Annotated in this window: 18 protein-coding genes and 1 pseudogene; 10 read left to right on the forward strand and 9 right to left on the reverse strand. The window is 59.4% G+C overall.

Translation table 11 applies throughout. The features are described from left to right. Positions 1–587: 587 nt before the first annotated feature. Positions 588–1,265, reverse strand: coding sequence for a class I SAM-dependent methyltransferase (locus AC01FP_RS13170; RefSeq protein WP_474480834.1), 678 nt, complete (start codon positions 1,263–1,265; stop codon positions 588–590). A gap of 636 nt (positions 1,266–1,901) precedes the next feature. After that, positions 1,902–2,903, reverse strand: coding sequence for a hypothetical protein (locus tag AC01FP_RS13175; RefSeq protein WP_474480836.1), 1,002 nt, complete (start codon positions 2,901–2,903; stop codon positions 1,902–1,904). Between the two features lie 64 nt (positions 2,904–2,967). Here AC01FP_RS13175 and AC01FP_RS13180 point away from each other — a divergent pair. From AC01FP_RS13180 to AC01FP_RS13195, 4 genes and pseudogenes are all read left to right on the forward strand, one after another. Continuing rightward, positions 2,968–3,177, forward strand: a pseudogene (locus tag AC01FP_RS13180) (transposase); the annotation flags it as partial. Between the two features lie 377 nt (positions 3,178–3,554). Continuing rightward, entirely contained in the window at positions 3,555–6,014 is a 2,460-nt protein-coding gene (locus tag AC01FP_RS13185) for a glycosyltransferase (RefSeq protein WP_474480838.1), read from the forward strand. 422 nt (positions 6,015–6,436) lie between these two features. Continuing rightward, positions 6,437–6,754: a hypothetical protein gene (locus AC01FP_RS13190; protein WP_474480840.1), complete on the forward strand. Its 318-nt coding sequence runs from the start codon at positions 6,437–6,439 to the stop codon at positions 6,752–6,754. Positions 6,755–6,767: 13 nt separating this feature from the next. After that, a complete protein-coding gene (locus tag AC01FP_RS13195; protein WP_474480842.1) occupies positions 6,768–7,871 on the forward strand; it encodes a glycosyltransferase family 4 protein in 1,104 nt (367 codons plus the stop codon). Here AC01FP_RS13195 and AC01FP_RS13200 read toward each other — a convergent pair. Beyond that, positions 7,863–9,446: a glycosyltransferase gene (locus tag AC01FP_RS13200; RefSeq protein ID WP_474480844.1), complete on the reverse strand. Its 1,584-nt coding sequence runs from the start codon at positions 9,444–9,446 to the stop codon at positions 7,863–7,865. The genes AC01FP_RS13195 and AC01FP_RS13200 overlap by 9 nt on opposite strands. Beyond that, positions 9,443–10,420, reverse strand: a complete 978-nt coding sequence (locus AC01FP_RS13205; protein WP_474480845.1) for a glycosyltransferase family protein — start codon at positions 10,418–10,420, stop codon at positions 9,443–9,445. The genes AC01FP_RS13200 and AC01FP_RS13205 overlap by 4 nt, the downstream gene beginning before the upstream one ends. A gap of 652 nt (positions 10,421–11,072) precedes the next feature. Between AC01FP_RS13205 and AC01FP_RS13210 the strand changes: the two genes are divergently transcribed. The 6 genes from AC01FP_RS13210 (at position 11,073) to AC01FP_RS13235 (ending at position 13,364) form a co-directional block, all read left to right on the forward strand. After that, positions 11,073–11,315 carry a Nif11-like leader peptide family natural product precursor gene (locus AC01FP_RS13210; protein ID WP_474480847.1) on the forward strand — a complete coding sequence of 81 codons (243 nt, stop codon included), beginning with the start codon at positions 11,073–11,075 and terminating at the stop codon, positions 11,313–11,315. Between the two features lie 96 nt (positions 11,316–11,411). After that, positions 11,412–12,176 carry a methyltransferase domain-containing protein gene (locus AC01FP_RS13215; RefSeq protein WP_474480849.1) on the forward strand — a complete coding sequence of 255 codons (765 nt, stop codon included), beginning with the start codon at positions 11,412–11,414 and terminating at the stop codon, positions 12,174–12,176. A gap of 109 nt (positions 12,177–12,285) precedes the next feature. Next, positions 12,286–12,513, forward strand: a complete 228-nt coding sequence (relB, locus tag AC01FP_RS13220) for a type II toxin-antitoxin system RelB family antitoxin (RefSeq protein ID WP_474480850.1) — start codon at positions 12,286–12,288, stop codon at positions 12,511–12,513. Continuing rightward, positions 12,497–12,700 carry a type II toxin-antitoxin system RelE family toxin gene (locus AC01FP_RS13225; protein ID WP_474480852.1) on the forward strand — a complete coding sequence of 68 codons (204 nt, stop codon included), beginning with the start codon at positions 12,497–12,499 and terminating at the stop codon, positions 12,698–12,700. Before relB ends, AC01FP_RS13225 begins: the two co-directional genes overlap by 17 nt. A 245-nt stretch (positions 12,701–12,945) precedes the next feature. Further along, positions 12,946–13,170: a hypothetical protein gene (locus tag AC01FP_RS13230; RefSeq protein ID WP_474480854.1), complete on the forward strand. Its 225-nt coding sequence runs from the start codon at positions 12,946–12,948 to the stop codon at positions 13,168–13,170. Next, positions 13,143–13,364 (forward strand): hypothetical protein, encoded by a 222-nt coding sequence (locus AC01FP_RS13235; RefSeq protein WP_474480855.1) that lies wholly within the window; start codon positions 13,143–13,145, stop codon positions 13,362–13,364. Before AC01FP_RS13230 ends, AC01FP_RS13235 begins: the two co-directional genes overlap by 28 nt. Here the strand turns inward: AC01FP_RS13235 and AC01FP_RS13240 are convergent. The 5 genes from AC01FP_RS13240 to AC01FP_RS13260 form a co-directional block, all read right to left on the reverse strand. Continuing rightward, on the reverse strand, positions 13,331–13,789 hold the full coding sequence (locus tag AC01FP_RS13240) for a DUF2283 domain-containing protein (RefSeq protein WP_474480856.1): 459 nt from the start codon (positions 13,787–13,789) through the stop codon (positions 13,331–13,333). The two genes, AC01FP_RS13235 and AC01FP_RS13240, sit on opposite strands and share 34 nt — an antisense overlap. 16 nt (positions 13,790–13,805) lie before the next feature. Then, a complete protein-coding gene (locus AC01FP_RS13245; protein ID WP_474480858.1) occupies positions 13,806–13,976 on the reverse strand; it encodes a hypothetical protein in 171 nt (56 codons plus the stop codon). A gap of 256 nt (positions 13,977–14,232) precedes the next feature. Beyond that, entirely contained in the window at positions 14,233–14,559 is a 327-nt protein-coding gene (locus AC01FP_RS13250; RefSeq protein WP_474480859.1) for a hypothetical protein, read from the reverse strand. Between the two features lie 26 nt (positions 14,560–14,585). After that, positions 14,586–14,855: a DUF2887 domain-containing protein gene (locus AC01FP_RS13255; RefSeq protein ID WP_474480861.1), complete on the reverse strand. Its 270-nt coding sequence runs from the start codon at positions 14,853–14,855 to the stop codon at positions 14,586–14,588. Between the two features lie 160 nt (positions 14,856–15,015). Further along, positions 15,016–15,252 (reverse strand): hypothetical protein (locus AC01FP_RS13260; protein WP_474480863.1); only part of this gene is annotated, 237 nt, incomplete at its 5' end.

Below are 15,252 nucleotides of genomic sequence, written 5' to 3' on the forward strand. Positions count from 1 at the left end.
TATGTGGGAGGTCGCTTGGACGAAATCGGTGACCAGCAATCGAGATCGAGAAGGAAGCGGAGCCACTGCGGGTGTGGAGCAGGAACTGGGCGCAGAGCTGGTGGCTTCAGGTGCAATCGGCGGCTGAATTCAGCATCTTGAAATTAGCTAGGATTTTGCATATGTTCTACAAGCACCTCATCGACCTCGCCAGCGGCGACAGCCGTGCATCCGTGGCACCGGTGGCCAGGCAGCGGGCGAAAAAGATGTCCTCTGTCTCCTCCGGCGGATAAGCACACCACTCACATACCTTGGTAATCCCCGCCGGCGTGGTGTGGCACTGCGAACGGCTTTCCCACGCCTGCCCCTGGTGCTGCTGTTGAGCGCTCAAGAGCGGAAAGTCTTCGGAAACAATCCGCCCCAGGGCCCAGGAGGGGCCGAAATAGACCTAGCCGAAGCCCCCCTCCTGCAGCGGCTCGATCAGCAGGGTGTTCAGCACACAGCCAGCCTCAGAACCTACGGGCCGGGCTCATGGCCGCTGGCATCGGTAGCCCGAAAGCTCTCGATTTGGTACAGCTCCAGCTGCATACCGCTGCTAGGGGCCATCATCAATCCCGGTGGCGGTACACCACCATCATCTGGTCGCGGGGGTGGCCCCAGGCGCCGATGTAGTCCATCCAGTAGCCCTGGGCTCCGCCAAACGCCGCCATCTGCTCGCGCGTGTAAGCGAAAAAGCCGTGGTCGTGGGGCTCGCTGGGATTGGCCCTCTCCTGCTCCACCTCGAAAAACGTGGCGAAAATGCGGCCCTCCGGCTTCAGCCATGGCCGCAGCTTCTCCAGGCAAAGGTCGATCAGTGGCGGCGGCAGGTGAGTGAACAACGATTGGGCGATCGCCACATCTACCGAGGTGACCAGCTGCTCGAATGCGAAATCGGCGGTGCACAGCAACCGCGGCCGCTTGCTGGCCAGCAGCGCCTCCCCCAGCTCCTGCCCCACGCCCGCATCTAGCAGCTGCTGCTCCTTCTCCACCCCCAGGTAGTGCCCCGGCTCCAAGTAGGGAATGGCCTTCACCCCCAGTCGCAGGGATCCACAGGCGATATCGAGAAGCACCTGTTCCGGCTGCAGCCCCTGCTCCTTGAGAAAGGCGAACTGAAGGCCACCGATCTCCTCCCACAGCCCTCCCACATAAGCGCGATGGCCGATCTGGGCGATGCCCTCGGGGCCGTGGGCCGCCGCGGTCTGTGCCAGTTCAGCCGTGCGGTTGCCTCGCTGCCACCACCACCCCATCAGCAGCTGCGTAACTACATCAAATTATAGGAGGCTCACCACTGCAGCCCATAGTGTCGCTCGATAGCCAGATATTTGGGCGCAAGCGGATCTGGATCAGCGAACAGATCCTCACTGCGCAGTAGCAGCAGCTGCTCGTAGCGCCTTAGCTGCGGCTCAGATAGCTGTGCAGTTGGTGGTAAGGGTGGCGGCCATCAGGGGCGGCTAGCGCCGAAAGGAGCGCTACATCGGATCTCGAAGGAACAACGATCAGCCGTGCCTGGGGCAGCAGGGCGTGATATCGCTCCGGATAACGCACCCGGATGCTGCGCCAGAAGTCCCTGCAGCGTTGTGGTGCGCCCCTTCTGCGTCCCTACTCCAAGAAACTCAAGCAACCAGCAGCCCATCAACTGGGCCAACAGGGAACGTAGCTGTTTATCTCCTCTTTATGAGCCCACATATCCCGCTGCTAATCCAGGGTGAACTCCCTGTCTTGAGCCTTCCATGACAATTATCAGAGTCAGAAATGCCAGCAGGAGGGGCGCCCCATCTCAAATAATCACTGCCTGAGCTGCAAGCGGAAATGAGAACGCCGTCAAGGGTTGGGCAGAGCCGATTTTTCGCTATGAGCTGCTGAGGTTGCTTGAATCAGGAGCATCAACCCGGCTTGCGGATCACGATCCCGATGCTAGTGGTGGCAAACCTTTCCAATAGCAAGCGCAGATGTACATTGCTTTCGTAGGGAGGTGTATCGACGTGATAATTGTAGGCATGCATGCCGGGGTCCAGGATCAACGGTTCCATCTGCAAACCATGCTGTTCAAGCTCATACTTTAGTTGCTGCAGATCCCTGGCTCGAAACACGCAGGTGCCTGGCTGATCTACAGTCTCTAGATCTGATGAGAGATTGAACTCTGTGGTGTGAACTGCGATTCCACCAGGATTAAGTTTCGTTGTGCTGGCTAGTAGAAAGTCCAGTGCTGCGCGGATGCCTCCGATATGTTCAATCACGCAGGAGCTCCAGTGAAAGTCATGGTTCGTTGGAATCTGATCATGGGCCCGCATGTCGAGGGCTTGAAACTTGCAAGTAGCTGCAAATTCTTCCCAGGCAATGAGCTTGCTGTGCCATAGTTGTTTAAGGGCACTGGCATGTTGAGCCGTGCGCTTCCAGCCTTCGTCACTGACATAATCAGGCGCGTCGGTAGCCAGGATATTGCAGCCGAGCGATGCAAACAGACTCGACAGAGGCTCTGTGCCCACTCCAAAGCCAAGGCCACTGAAACCCTGCCGCAGGAAGCCATTCATTCTGAGCTGATGAACGATGTATACGAACTCCCACTGTTTGCGATGAAAAACCGGTTCACAGCGAAGATCATCCCTACAGATCGCTTGATAGACAGGGTTGATCAGGTCTTCGGCGCGGCATAGACTCGATCCAAATAAACCATGAGGCGATGCCTGGCCAGGCTGAAGGCAACTGGCTAGACGCGAAGTGAGCTGATAATTCGACTGGCGTTGTTGGGTGGTTCCTTCAGCCTGAGAACTTGCCTCAATTACCTCGTCAACAACGGTACGGATGTACGTCTTCAGACGGTTTTTCAGGTTGTTGAATCCCAGCGCCTGTTTAATAACGTTTTTCATGAACAGGCGCAAGCTCATGCAGTCTTCAAAAATTCTAGTACCTAATCACCTTTTTGAATGCCTAGCTCGCTCTGTGCAGGGCGACGTGGAAATGGTGGTGCCGTGGAAAGCGCTGATTGATCTGATAGAACCCGACTATCCCAAGACCAGCTCCAAGGGTGGTCGTCCGCCCTATCCGCTCGCGACGATGCTGCGAATTCATCTTCTGCAGCAATGGTTCGACACGATCAGCAAACGGATCCCTGATGAGACAACGATTCTTGCGTTTCGGCACCTGCTGGAGATGCACGATCATCGATACCACCTTGATCGCGGCACTCACCTCCACCAAAAACCTGAGGTGGTAGCAGCAGTTCAGCTTTCGGAAGAACCGGCTGCGGGGAAAGCGCAAGAACTGCTGCAACGTGAATGTGCTAGCAGCCTTCTCGAGCCTATTTATGGCAGGCTGCAGGTTGCTATTCAGTACGTGATCGGAGAATAGTGTGCCAATTGTGAGCAAGAATCGCCCCAAGCAAGTTAATTTAAGCTCCCGCAAAAGTGAAATTAGGCCTATTAAGCCCTAGATCCGCCAGAAATTGTTCATTCCGAATAGATTGCCAGCTTAGACTATATTTCAGGGCTCGTTGCCCAGAGGTTCCCTAAGGTTGCTGTTTGAATTCTTTGTCACCCTTGGTCCACGCTGCTCCCCTGATCCTGGTGGTGGGCATGCACCGCAGCGGCACTTCGCTGCTGGGCTCACTGCTGCAGGGCCTTGGGGTGGAGTTACCTGGTGAACTGATCGCTGCCGATCATCACAACCCCGAGGGGTATTTCGAGTGGCAGGAGCTGGTGGAGCTGCAGGAGCGGCTGCTGATTGATCTGGATCGCTGGTGGCCTTCAGCCAATGGCTGCCTGGCGCTGCCCCAGGGCTGGCTTCTGCATCCCGCCACCCGGGCCGTGCGAGCTCAGTTGCTTGCCCTACTGCGCCCCCAGCTCGGCCTGAGCGCGCCTTGGGCCATCAAGGATCCGCGCACCAGCCGCCTGCTGCCCCTCTGGCTGGAAGTGGCCGCCGAGCTGGCCATCCCCCTGCGCCTGCTGCTGGCGGTGCGGGATCCAGCCGAGGTGGTCCGGTCCCTGATTCGCCGCGATGGGCCCATTACCGGCATGGATCTGGCCCGGGCCCAGCGGCTCTGGTGGCGCCACAACCTCGAGCCCCTCCAGGCGTCTCCTGTGGGCCTTCCCCGGGCGGTTGTGGATTTCGGCACTTGGTTCAGCCAGCCCGAAGCCCAGCTCGAGCGGTTGTTGGCGGCGCTGCCTGAGCTGCGCCCCAGCGATCAACAACGTCAACGCACCCTTGCCCTGATTCGCCCGGAACACCGTCGCTCCCTGGCAGCTGCCGAGCCCTTGGTGCTCCATCGCCAGGTTCGCCGTCTGCACCGGCTGCTGCTCACGCCCGGCCAGCGCCGCTGGCCCACTGCCGAGCCCCCCCGCGCCCTGGCCGCTGCGGGAGCTGCTCCGACCCCGAAGGAGCAGCTCGCCACCAACCCGACCACATGGCCAGCCTGGCTGGAGAGCTGGCGCCACCATCCGGCGCCGCGTTATCCGGGCGCGGCCGCCCTGGCGCCCGAGACCCTGATCAGCCTCTGCGGAATGCCGCACACCAGTTGGCAGACCCATCTCTGGATCCAGCAGCTGCCGATTCCCCAGCTGGGGGATTGCAAGCTGCCCGATCAGACCGGCGATTCCCACGGCCTCCAGCTGGCAGCCGGCACATTGGGGGCCCAGGCCGGAGGGTTGGAACGGTTTGCCATCAACCTCGAGCTACCGCCTCCAGAGCGAACCGCGCACTGGCTCAACCACTTGCGCAGCCAGCAGGTGGTCTGGGATCCGGATCCCGCCCGGGTGAGCCTGCTGCGGGCCCTAGGTTTGCCCGCCTACTGGCTCGATCCCAAGGCAGCCCCCAACGGCTGGCTCGATCTGGGCCCCAAGGCCGTTGAGGCATGGGGGGCTTGTTTGGGGTTACCCCAGCCCTCCCCTTGCCGTTGCCTATGCCTGGGCCCTGGAGGCGCTGAGTGGGAGCATGCCCTCGCCGCTTGGGAAGCTCAAGCGGGGCAGGCAGTTTTTCACTACCTGCCCCAATTGCCACTCCACGGCAATGAAACATTGGCCAACGCTCGTCTATTGGCTGCCTGGCTGATAGCGGCTGGATCAGCAGCCGAAAGTGTTGTGGCCCTCGGTGATCCCTGCTTTGCCCTCGACTCAGCCTTGACGGCCCTTCTGGATGGCGCACTGCGCCAGTTTCAACAACCAATTACACCTGCAGAGCTCTTGGCCGAGCTCGAGGGCTGCCCCGTGGCCAGCTCCTCAACCCCCCCCTCTCCTGATTTTGATTGCCTCCTCAATGTTGAGGGGGCTGGGCCGCCTCATGCTGCCGTGGTGATCAGCCTGTTCAACTACGCCAACAAGATTGAGCAGGCACTCGAGAGCGTGGCCGCCCAGACGCTGAATGATTTGGAGCTTGTGGTTGTTGATGATGCGTCCAGCGACGCCAGTGCTCAAGTAGCCCAAGCCTGGCTAGAGCGCCACGCTGAGCGATTTAGCCAAATCAAGCTGTTGAAACACCGCGCCAATAGCGGCCTAGCCGCCGCACGCAATACCGCATTTCTCCATTGTGTATCCGAATGGACATTCGTTCTTGATGCCGACAACCTGCTCTTTCCTGATGCCGTTTCTGCCTGCTTAGCCCAGGCTCAGTTGGCTGGGCCTGGGGCTGCCGTAGTGCATCCGCTGATTGAGGTGATCGGCGATAGCCGCCATGGCCATGACGGTCGGAGCTTGATTGGGCGCCTCAGCTGGCAGAGGACCGCCTTTCTCCACGGCAACGTCATTGATGCCATGGCCTTGGTGCGACGTTCTGCATGGCAGGCTGTAGGCGGGTACACCCATATTGAGGGTGGTTGGGAAGACTTTGATTTTTGGTGCAAGTTGATCGAAGCTAATTTTTATGGTGTTCTCTGCCCACGGGTGCTCGCCCGGTATCACACCCACAGCAATTCGATGACAGCCACCTCGACAGCACGCAACTGGCGGCCCCTGAGCCGCTGCCTGCAGCAGCGCCATCCCTGGCTTGAGCTTCCCTACGCCCTATGACTCTCCAGCTTGTGCGCAAGTGGCCCTGATCAGGCCATCAATGCCCACTACTTGCTCGTGAACTGCAATTTGCGGAGATGTGATCGAGTTTTGCAGGCTAGTTGATTTCGTGCACCTGCCGGTGAAGACCTACAGCCAGGATTTTTTTGGCAGCTTTTGACTGGAGATCTCCTATCTGTTTTCCATCGCCGCCTTGGCCTTGGTGTATGGAACCGTGTTCAAGGTGCAAATTTTAATTCCTGTATTGTGTATCTAGGTGTCGGCTTAGTGGTGTGGAATAGCATCAGTTCAGCCATTAGCTCGTCGCCCAATTTTCTTGAGCACAACCATGCCCATATGCACAACCCAACCTGAATCCAATGTTCTATACTTTAGAAGATTGAGCCTTTCAGTCGCAAACATTCGCGCAGTCTTTTCTGCTAGTGTTGTTAGATCTAAGTTGGTTCCAGCACAACTTGCTACTCAATCTTCTTTTGCATGGCTGGCTGGCTCTGCTCAACCTGGGCCTGTTTATCTATTGGCTGCCGGTGATTGCTTGCCTGTTAGGCGCCCGTTTCCGGGATGGGTACCAATTGGTGCCGATCCTGCTGCAGCTGGTTTTCCTGCTCTCGCCGATTCTCTACAAAAAGGAAAATCTGGGGGCCATGGCCTGGACTGGCGAACTGCAGGGGGTGGTGGGCATCTGGGTGGCGCTCAAGCTGCTCAACCGCGAACGGCCCTTCCTGCCGTTTTTGATCTGAACCGGAGCCTGGCGTGGCACAGCTGATCAACCTGCTCTCCTGGCTGCCTGGCCACTCCGGCTTCGGTAGCTATGTGCAGCGGGTGGTGCCCAGCCTGCCCGGCATGCGGCTTCAGCTTGATGCCTGCGGCCGCGGTGCCTTGATCGATCCGCCCCACTGGTCGCTGGATCCCCCACCCCGGGCGCCTCGCCAGCCGATGGCGCTGCTGCAGCGCTACGGCTTGGTGCAGCACGGCCTCTCGCTTCCACGTCTGTTGGCGGAGCGAGGCTTGGCGGTGGAGCAGCTTGAAGTTATCTATTCACCCTTCTTCGAAGCCCTGCTTGCTTGGCCCCAGGTGCCCCAGTTGATCACCTGCCACGACCTCACTCCCTTGGTGCTTCCCAACAGCCGCAAGGCCTGGCTGCGCTATCGCCTCTGGCAGCCCCACCATCTCCGCTGTGCCACCAAGGTTTTGGCCATTAGCCGCTGTGTGGCCGACCAGTTGCTCTGCTTTGGTGTACCCGCCGAGCGCATCGCTGTGGTGCCCAATGGCATCGAGGTGCTTCGCAAGCCCATTACCGCGCCCGCCAGTGAAGATCTGCTGGTACTTGCCCGGCATGATGCCAACAAAAATCTCCCCGGCCTGCTGCGAGCCCTGGCCGGTGTGCAGCGGCGCTTGCCCGATTGGCGCGGCGTCGTGCGCATCGTGGGCCGCCGTGGGCGCCAGAGCCCACTGCTGCAACGCCTGTCGCGGCAGTTGCCGCGGCCCGAGCAGGTCCACTGGATTCCTTCTCTGGAGCCCGAGGAGCTGGTGCAACACCTGCGCCAGAGCCTGGCCCTGATCTCAGCCAGCATGGAGGAGGGTTTCGACTATCCCGTGCTCGAGGCCAAAGTCGAAGGTTTACCCACGCTGATCAGTGATATCCCAGTACATCGTGAGTTTCACAGCGGCAGCTCACTCTTTTTCCCCCTCGGCGACGACGGTTCCGTGCTGGCAGCACACCTGCACCAGCTGCGCCAGGACCAGCGCGCCTGGCAGCAGCTCTCTGGGGCGGGTTACGGCCTGGCACAGCAGCTGAGCGTCGCCGCCCAGGTGGCTCAGCTCCGGGAGCTGATCGCGGCTGTGGCCTCAAGCTGAGCGGGCCGTCGTGGCCAACTCGGAGTGAATCACGCCAACGATGGCATCTTGAAATGCGGTGTCGATCGTGAGCTGCAGCTGCCGATAGCGGCGAATCCGATGCTGACGCAGCTCATCAAGCCACAGGCTTTGCTGCTGGGCGCGCAAGTGGTCGGGCCGTCCCGCGATGGCTTCCAGCCGCTGCCGCTCCATCCGTGCCACCACCAAGCGCATGGCGCTGGCCCAGTCGCTGGTTTCCAGTGTGCTGCACAACATCACATGCTGATCGAAGTCATACAACCCGCGAATTTCCTGGTGCGATTCAGACGGGCTGGCGATCACCGGCAGACCCAGGCATGCCCCATCGAGCACGGGAATGCCAAAGCCCTCAACCAACGATGGGCAGACAACCCCTAGGGCGTTGAGAAACAACTGGCGCTTGGTGGCCTCATCCAAGTAGCCGGTGAGCAGCACATTCGAATTGCTGTCCACTAAATCCTTAATCTTGACACTATAGCGAGTGGCTTTTAGTTTGCCTACGATACACAATTTCACGCCATGGCGCTCAACTCCGGATTCCCTGAAGGCCCTCAGCACAAACAACAAATTTTTATGGGGCTGCACCGATGAGTTGAATAGAAGATAGTGGCAAGGTTGAAGCACATTCAAGTGACTCTGCTTGTCGCAGTACACAGAAAGTTCCGAAGTCCGGGCTTCCCAGCTAGAAGCGTCAGCAGGGAATACCAATGAAGGCGGTTGAATGACCACGCCGCTGGCACAGGGCCGGGTTAGTGCTGGCTGGGGAATTGCATTTTCGTATTTATTAAGGGTTGATTGCGACACAAACAGCCGCCCGCCATAGCCGCAGGCTTTCAACCGGCGAAAGAAAACCTTTGGCTTGTCACCCGTTTGCACGTACTCCAGGGGTATTAAGTCGTGTATTGTTTGCACCATGAAACGAATGTTGCAAACGCTTATGTTGAGTGGACAGGTGGTAATTATACCATCAAATCCCTCTAACTCCAGCCGCAGCATATGGCCTGACGACTGGCGGGCAAGGTTAAAGGAGTGACTAAAAAAATTATTAGCACAGATCAATCCATCCACATCTTGGAGATAACCTAAGCGCTCGCTTCGGAGATAGGGATTGTCAAATATTTGATTCAGCAGGATTACCTTGAGGTTGCGTTGCGTAAACTGGTGCCGTGGAAACAGTGCGCTGACAAACCGTCGAATCAAATCTGCCATCACTAAGAAGCTTCTCAGAATTAGAATTTTCTTCACATCCTGCTGCTGGCCAGTGCACACACTCGCCTGAATACCACCGTTCAGTCTGTCCAGAACTCGAGCCGTGTAAATAATATTGGCCGTTTTGCTGGGTACCTCAGTGGTGTTCAAATCCGACATACTTGGATCAAATTCGGTCAGCAGCCACACCTCTGCGCCGGCCTCTCGCAGAGCCTTGAGCAATGCCTTGGTGTAAACAGCGATGCCGCGATGCTCAGTTTGCTCGAGCTCGAACGCGCTAACCAATACACGCAAGCCCTGTAACTTTTTAGTTGTAGCGGTGTTATCAGGCGCCGGCTGAGTGCTCATTGCCTCACCCCTGGGCGGATGCTTCCCATTGAATTGAGCTCCAGCATTGCTCTGAGACGTAAGCGTTCTTCCTGGAGGTCTTCGATGGCGTGAGCATCGTGGCGCAGTCTTTGCAGCTTCATCTCCAACAGCGCGCAACGCTCATCCAGCTCCCCATCACGTTTTTTAATCAAGTCACGAAGCTTTCTGCTTTCTTCCTGTTGTCGCAGCAGTATCAGGCGCAACTGATCAGCCGAGGCCTGGGCTAGATAGTTGTGGTATCTAGATCGCAGCCGCAGTAAATCCTCGCTGTTGCCAGCCTGTTCCGGTTGCTGCGCCCTAGTGCTCTCGGCTTCGTGGATGGCGTGGGCTTCCGCGCAGAGCCACACTTGCTTGTGGAGATGTTGTTGCACGTCGAGGCACAACTCAACATCTTCCCCGCATACGCCATACAGCTCATTGAGGGGCTGGGCCAGGGCATCGCTCCGCCGAATCCATTGCAGGGCGCCTGTTACTGCAGCCACTGGCCCCGTAGCTGCCAGCGACGGCTGGTCGGCCGGCACCAGCTGGTCGAGAATGTGATAAGCCGACCCCCTGGCATCAAAGTTGATGCCAGCATGGGTGAGCATGCCGGAAGTTGTGCGCAGCACCGCACCAACCATGCCGATTTCCGAACGACTCTCCAGGATTTGTACCCCGGCATTCACGCAATTTGGATCGAGAATCAGGTCGTCATTGGCGATCATCAACAGATCGGCATTGGATTTACCAATCAACCCATTGATGTTGCCTGCAAAATGATAAGGATCATGCTGGGCAATATGAAAATCATAACGGCTGGAGTTATCGATGCAGCGCTCTTCCTCAATGCTGCCATTCCAGGAGCATAGGATCTCCGTGTGCAGGGGATCAATGCTGCAAGCCTGATTAAGGGAAGCAAGAAACCTGTTCAGCAGATTCGCTGTGCGGGAAACGACGAGGATTGATAGGCGCATCAAGACTTAATACTTTTAAATTGGCTTATTACCTGAAATATGCTTTGTTGCAAAATCTTCCGCCAAGCTAAGTTATTATCACACATTGGTCCTAAACCCGCAGAAAGCCGGCAAGAGCGCGCTCCAGCCCTATTTCCAGGCTGCAGCTCACCCATTCCAACGCCTGGAAAATGTAGGGCTTCCAGCCGATTACTCCCTGCCTTCTCCCCCAAGGTGGCTATGCGCGCTCCCGCCATCTTCTCACGGATGGCCGGCCGCCCCAAGCCATCTCCTAGCGGATGGGCAAGTGCCGCTGTTCAGCATCGGCCCACCGAGCTGGGTTAGGCCCGACCCAAACCTGCTATTGCTGCCGCCCGAAAGCCAGAAGGGCGATGGCTGAACCGAGCAAAGAGAAAGTGGAGATGAACATGAGCAGCTCTGAGCTCTCTTGTGGTGAATCGTCTTCTTGTGATCTAGCCCTGGCATCGCAGGGTGGCGCAGCTCCGGCTGCATTAACTTCTGCTCGGAGCCCATCAATACGCTAAGGCCAGTCAGCAAACCAAGATCGAGCATTTTTACATAAAAATTTAATGATACATAAAATAGGCGAGATTCGCGCGTAATTTTTCTAGAGGTAAAAAATGCGCCAGCAGCCAGCACCCAGGGCCACGCCATGAAGACCAATGAACTGCGGCTGTTCCTGCGTGCGGTGGCGGCTGATCCGGCCCTGCAAGCCCAGTGCGGCGCAGCGAAACACCTGGCGCAGCTAGTGCAACTTGCCCAAGCAGCAGGTTTTGCCATCACGGCTGAGGATTTGCAGTTGTGGGCGCACGACGAGGCCTTTGCCGCGCCCTGCTGGCCGTGGGCAGAAGGCGGCAAGGCGCAGCGCAGGGCGTTTTTTCGTGGCCAGCCCTGATGACAGCAGGCAGGGAGCTGAGCTTGGACATACTGACTACAGTCACGGCTACGTGGAATAGCTGTAGTGGTGCAGGCCCCCGATCGCCCAGCCCTGATGCCCAGTGAGGGTGTGCTGGCGCTGCACGACTGGCGCACGGTCCATGGCGATTTTCAAGCATTCCAGCCCCAGCTCACGGCGCTGCTGCAGCAGGGCGGTCTGCTGGCTGACTGCATTCAGGTGAGCCGGGCGCTGGGCATCCTGGAGCCGTTCACAGGCGAGCACATCCCGCCGGAGGCGATCCAGATCCAGGGGGCGAACTACCGCGAGACGCTGATTGCCAATGGCCTGCTCAGCCGCAATCGAGCAGTGCTGGTGGTGCTGGAGCAAATCTATGGATCACTGGAGGCTCTGGGCCAGCAGGAGATTTATCTGGTGGAGGCGCTCACGGGCTTTGCCCTGTGGCTGCAGCGCCAGCTGGGGGAGGAGCGGCTGATCTGCAGTGAGTTTTTGGATGATGCGGAGCAGACGTTTGCAGGTATTCCCCACCAGGACCTCTGCGCCCTCACCTTCCCTGACGCCAGCTTTGATCTGGTGCTCTGCAACGAGCTGTTTGAGCACGTGCAGGATCTGGAGCTGGCCTTTGGGCAAGCAGAGGCGATCGTGAAGGTGCAACCCAATCCGAGCACCGGAGAGCTGGACCATCTCACTGAGCAGCAGTTCCATGGCGATCCGGTGCGCCCGCAGGCGGGATCGCTGGTGCATCGCATTCCCGCCTGGGATGTGCTGGACCAACTGCATGCCGCTGGCTTCTCGGAAGCCCGCATGCATCACATCGCCAGCTGGAAGCACGGCGTACTGGTGATCGAGGCCGAGCGCTGAGGAGCAGCTAATGCCCCGCGACCCGCTGGCTTAATCGAATCGAAGTGGGTCGATTACGGCTGGCGCCTTCCAGGCCGATTACGATGACTATATGGATTCGCGGGGGCTCATGCCCACCTCCGTCCGCTTGGACCCAGCTGTAGAGGCACGGCTGGAGAGCCTCGCTCGGGTCACCGGCCGCAGCAAGGCTTTCTATCTGCGCGAGCTGATCGAGCAGGGCCTCGATGACTTGGAGGACGCCTACCTTGGGACTGCCGCCCTGGAGGCCCATCGCCGTTCTGGAGAAGCAGCTATCCCCCTGGCCGTGTTGATGCAGGACCTTGGCCTGGAGGATTGAGTTCACCCCCGCAGCTGCCAAGGAACTACGCAAGCTGGACAGGCATATTGCCAGGCGGATCGGTGCCTACCTACAGGATCTGTGGCGCTACCGGGTGGGCGACCACAGGGTGATCTGTCAGTTGGAGGATGACCGGTTGTTGGTGCTGGTGGTGCGGATCGCCCACCGCAGCGAGGCCTACGGTTGATGGCCTATGGCCAACGCTCAAGAATCTGCATGGCCGCGAGCAAGCATTTACCGATCAATGATTAGTTTCGCCCGCATTGTGGTGGTGCGCCTGAAGCTGTTCACCCTGGATGAACATCTAGTGCTCGACCCCCAGCTGGCCAAGCTGCTGCCCCCAGGCCCCTAAGCAAATGCCCCGCGACCCGCTGGCCTGGCTGCCGCTGCTGCGCCACTGGACCCACTGCCTGGGGGAAGGGCCAGACGCCATTGCCCGCATGGGCGATCTGGCCGGCCCTGCTGCCGGGAGGCCCGGGCTGGAGCGATGTGCGGCGCAGCCTGCGCCACGACCCCGGGGATGAGCAGTGGCAGTTCACCCTGGATACGGAGCAACCACCGGCGGGCCACCCCTGGCTGCTGGCAGCCGATCGGGGCTTGCTGGGCCGGCTGTCCGGCCACTGGCGCTGGTGGAAAAGCCCACTGAGCTACTGCTGAAAGTGGAGGCGATGCGGCTGCCGGCGCTACCAGAATGGGACCGGCAGGAGCTGCGCATCCTGGCCAGCTCCAGCGGGCTGCACACCGATGGCTGGCTGGAAACGCCGAGCCGGTTGGTGATTCAGCTGCTGAGGGAAGGGGCGCGGGGCGGCGGTCTGCGTCACCGGCACAAAGCGTGGTGGTGCTCAATCTGAGTGGTGAGCCATTGGTGCAGCCGGCCAATGCGAGCGATCAACGAAGGCTGATGGCGGTGCTGGCGGAACTGGAGATCATCCAGCAACACTGCCAGGGCTTCACTTAGTTGGAGCCGGTTGCGGGCGGTGTCTGCGAGGCCAGGCCGGCACCGATCCCCTTCTCCCCTCAAGCCGGCTGCAGCATCGGGGTGATAGGCAGTAGGGATTCGATCGAGCTGGTCTCTGATCTGGGAGTAGTGCTCCAGGGTCACGCCCTCTTGTTTGCCTCTCTCATCGAAGTCGACGATCAGGTTGTCACTCACGGTTTCGGAGCTGCTGCTCACCCGATCGGCCAGTTCGATGTAGAGGGTGTCGGTATCCGGGAAGTAGCGGATTTTCAGGGCGCGGGGCACAGCAGGGGCTGGGGGCTGAGACAGGGTGCGCACTTTGAGGAAGCCCCGGTCAAAGAAGGCGTTGTGGACGGTCTCTCTGTCCCCAAGGACACAGGACATAGCGGCCGTCGGCCTGCCTGCATTCCTCCAGAGGTTCGGCAATCACCCGCTGGATCCAGGCCACCTCGATCCCTGGGTGCTTCTGGCGCACCACATCACGGATGTAGGCCGTTGTCTTCACGCACCAAACACCGCGTCGGCATCGAGGGCAGGGTCAGCAGTTCATTCACCACAGGCCATGCCTGCAGGACCAGAGCCTGTGGCCTTCAACCATAGTGGCGGCATTGGTCGGGACTCAGCTCGCAGCCGCCAGTGGGTGGCACCTGCCGAGAGGGTTGAGGACCCAGAAGCCAAGATCTTGCTGAGCCAGCGGGCTCCTCATTAACTGCAGCCTTACGGGCGCATGAGTCTCAGCCGGCGTGTTCGGCTAACCAGGCCTACAGCTGCTCAAGTGGTAATGCCTGGATGCGGACGGTGATGGCGTCGCTGAGGCGGCCTTCCTCAATCCACTCCTGGGCAACGCGGGTGTGGCGTAGGTCTTTAGCGGGAATGGTTGCGATCTCCATGAGTTCCTCGCGAGTGAGTAAGGGAAGCCGCTCCAGAAGAATAGTTTGAACGGCGGGAAAGAGATCTGGTCGGCGGACCAGGATCTGTTGAGAGCTGGCCACCAGCACAGCATCGGACCGCACCGGCAACGTGAGTAGTGCGAGGAGTGGATCGAGATCAGCCTGCTGGCCCAATTCCTCCAGGGTCAGCCAGACCACGCCAAGCCATCCACAAACGCCTGCAGTTACTGCGGCAACAGGGCCGGGCCGAGCTTGAGGCGCCGGCGCGGCACCACCGGCTGCTCCGGGGTGCCGGCCTCGCCGCTTATTGGCCAAAAGGCCCCATCAAAGCGATGGTTTGCGGCTTTGAGCTCAGGAGCCTCAAAGCGATAAAACGCATCCCCAGGGGAGTCGGGCCCCAGGTATTGAGCCGCAGCTACACCTTGCGGCAACAGCAACGCGATCAGATCGGGCGCGCTCTGGAACAGCCCGTAGAACCAGTGATCGGTTTTCAAGACCCACCCACTGACACCGGCCAGCCCTCCGCATCCCGATCACGCCACAGTACGCCTGTACTGCAAGGGAGGGCCTCCGTGCTTTGAGGGGTTTTTCCGCCAAGCGCCTGCAGCGGGCATGCCCTTGCGCCCCCGCTCCCTCCCGGCGGGCACCAGCCCCTCACACCATCGGGCTAACAGAAGCCCCTCGACCAATCGCGTAATACGTCCACCCCAGCTCGGCCAGACGCCAGCTGATCGAAGTTGGGCGCCATGTAGCCGTGGCCGTGCAGATCACCAGGTCATCGGCACCCTCGGTGGCCTCTTCTTTGGTGCCAGCAAGGATCAACCGGCCAACAGCCAAGTCCCGGGTAAAGCCGCTCGGCTTCCTCCGCCGCCTTGGGGTCGTAGGCGGCCA

The sequence above is a fragment of the Cyanobium sp. NIVA-CYA 375 genome, from assembly GCF_056108345.1.

Excerpts from the sequence above, each read along its gene's own strand:
- AC01FP_RS13170 (WP_474480834.1), bottom strand. The coding sequence starts at position 1,265 with ATGGGGTGGTGGTGGCAGCGAGGCAACCGCACGGCTGAACTGGCACAG.
- AC01FP_RS13200 (WP_474480844.1), bottom strand. The coding sequence starts at position 9,446 with ATGAGCACTCAGCCGGCGCCTGATAACACCGCTACAACTAAAAAGTTA.
- AC01FP_RS13205 (WP_474480845.1), bottom strand. The coding sequence starts at position 10,420 with ATGCGCCTATCAATCCTCGTCGTTTCCCGCACAGCGAATCTGCTGAAC.
- relB (WP_474480850.1), top strand. The coding sequence starts at position 12,286 with ATGCCCACCTCCGTCCGCTTGGACCCAGCTGTAGAGGCACGGCTGGAG.
- AC01FP_RS13210 (WP_474480847.1), top strand. The coding sequence starts at position 11,073 with ATGAAGACCAATGAACTGCGGCTGTTCCTGCGTGCGGTGGCGGCTGAT.
- AC01FP_RS13215 (WP_474480849.1), top strand. The coding sequence starts at position 11,412 with ATGCCCAGTGAGGGTGTGCTGGCGCTGCACGACTGGCGCACGGTCCAT.
- AC01FP_RS13175 (WP_474480836.1), bottom strand. The coding sequence starts at position 2,903 with ATGAGCTTGCGCCTGTTCATGAAAAACGTTATTAAACAGGCGCTGGGA.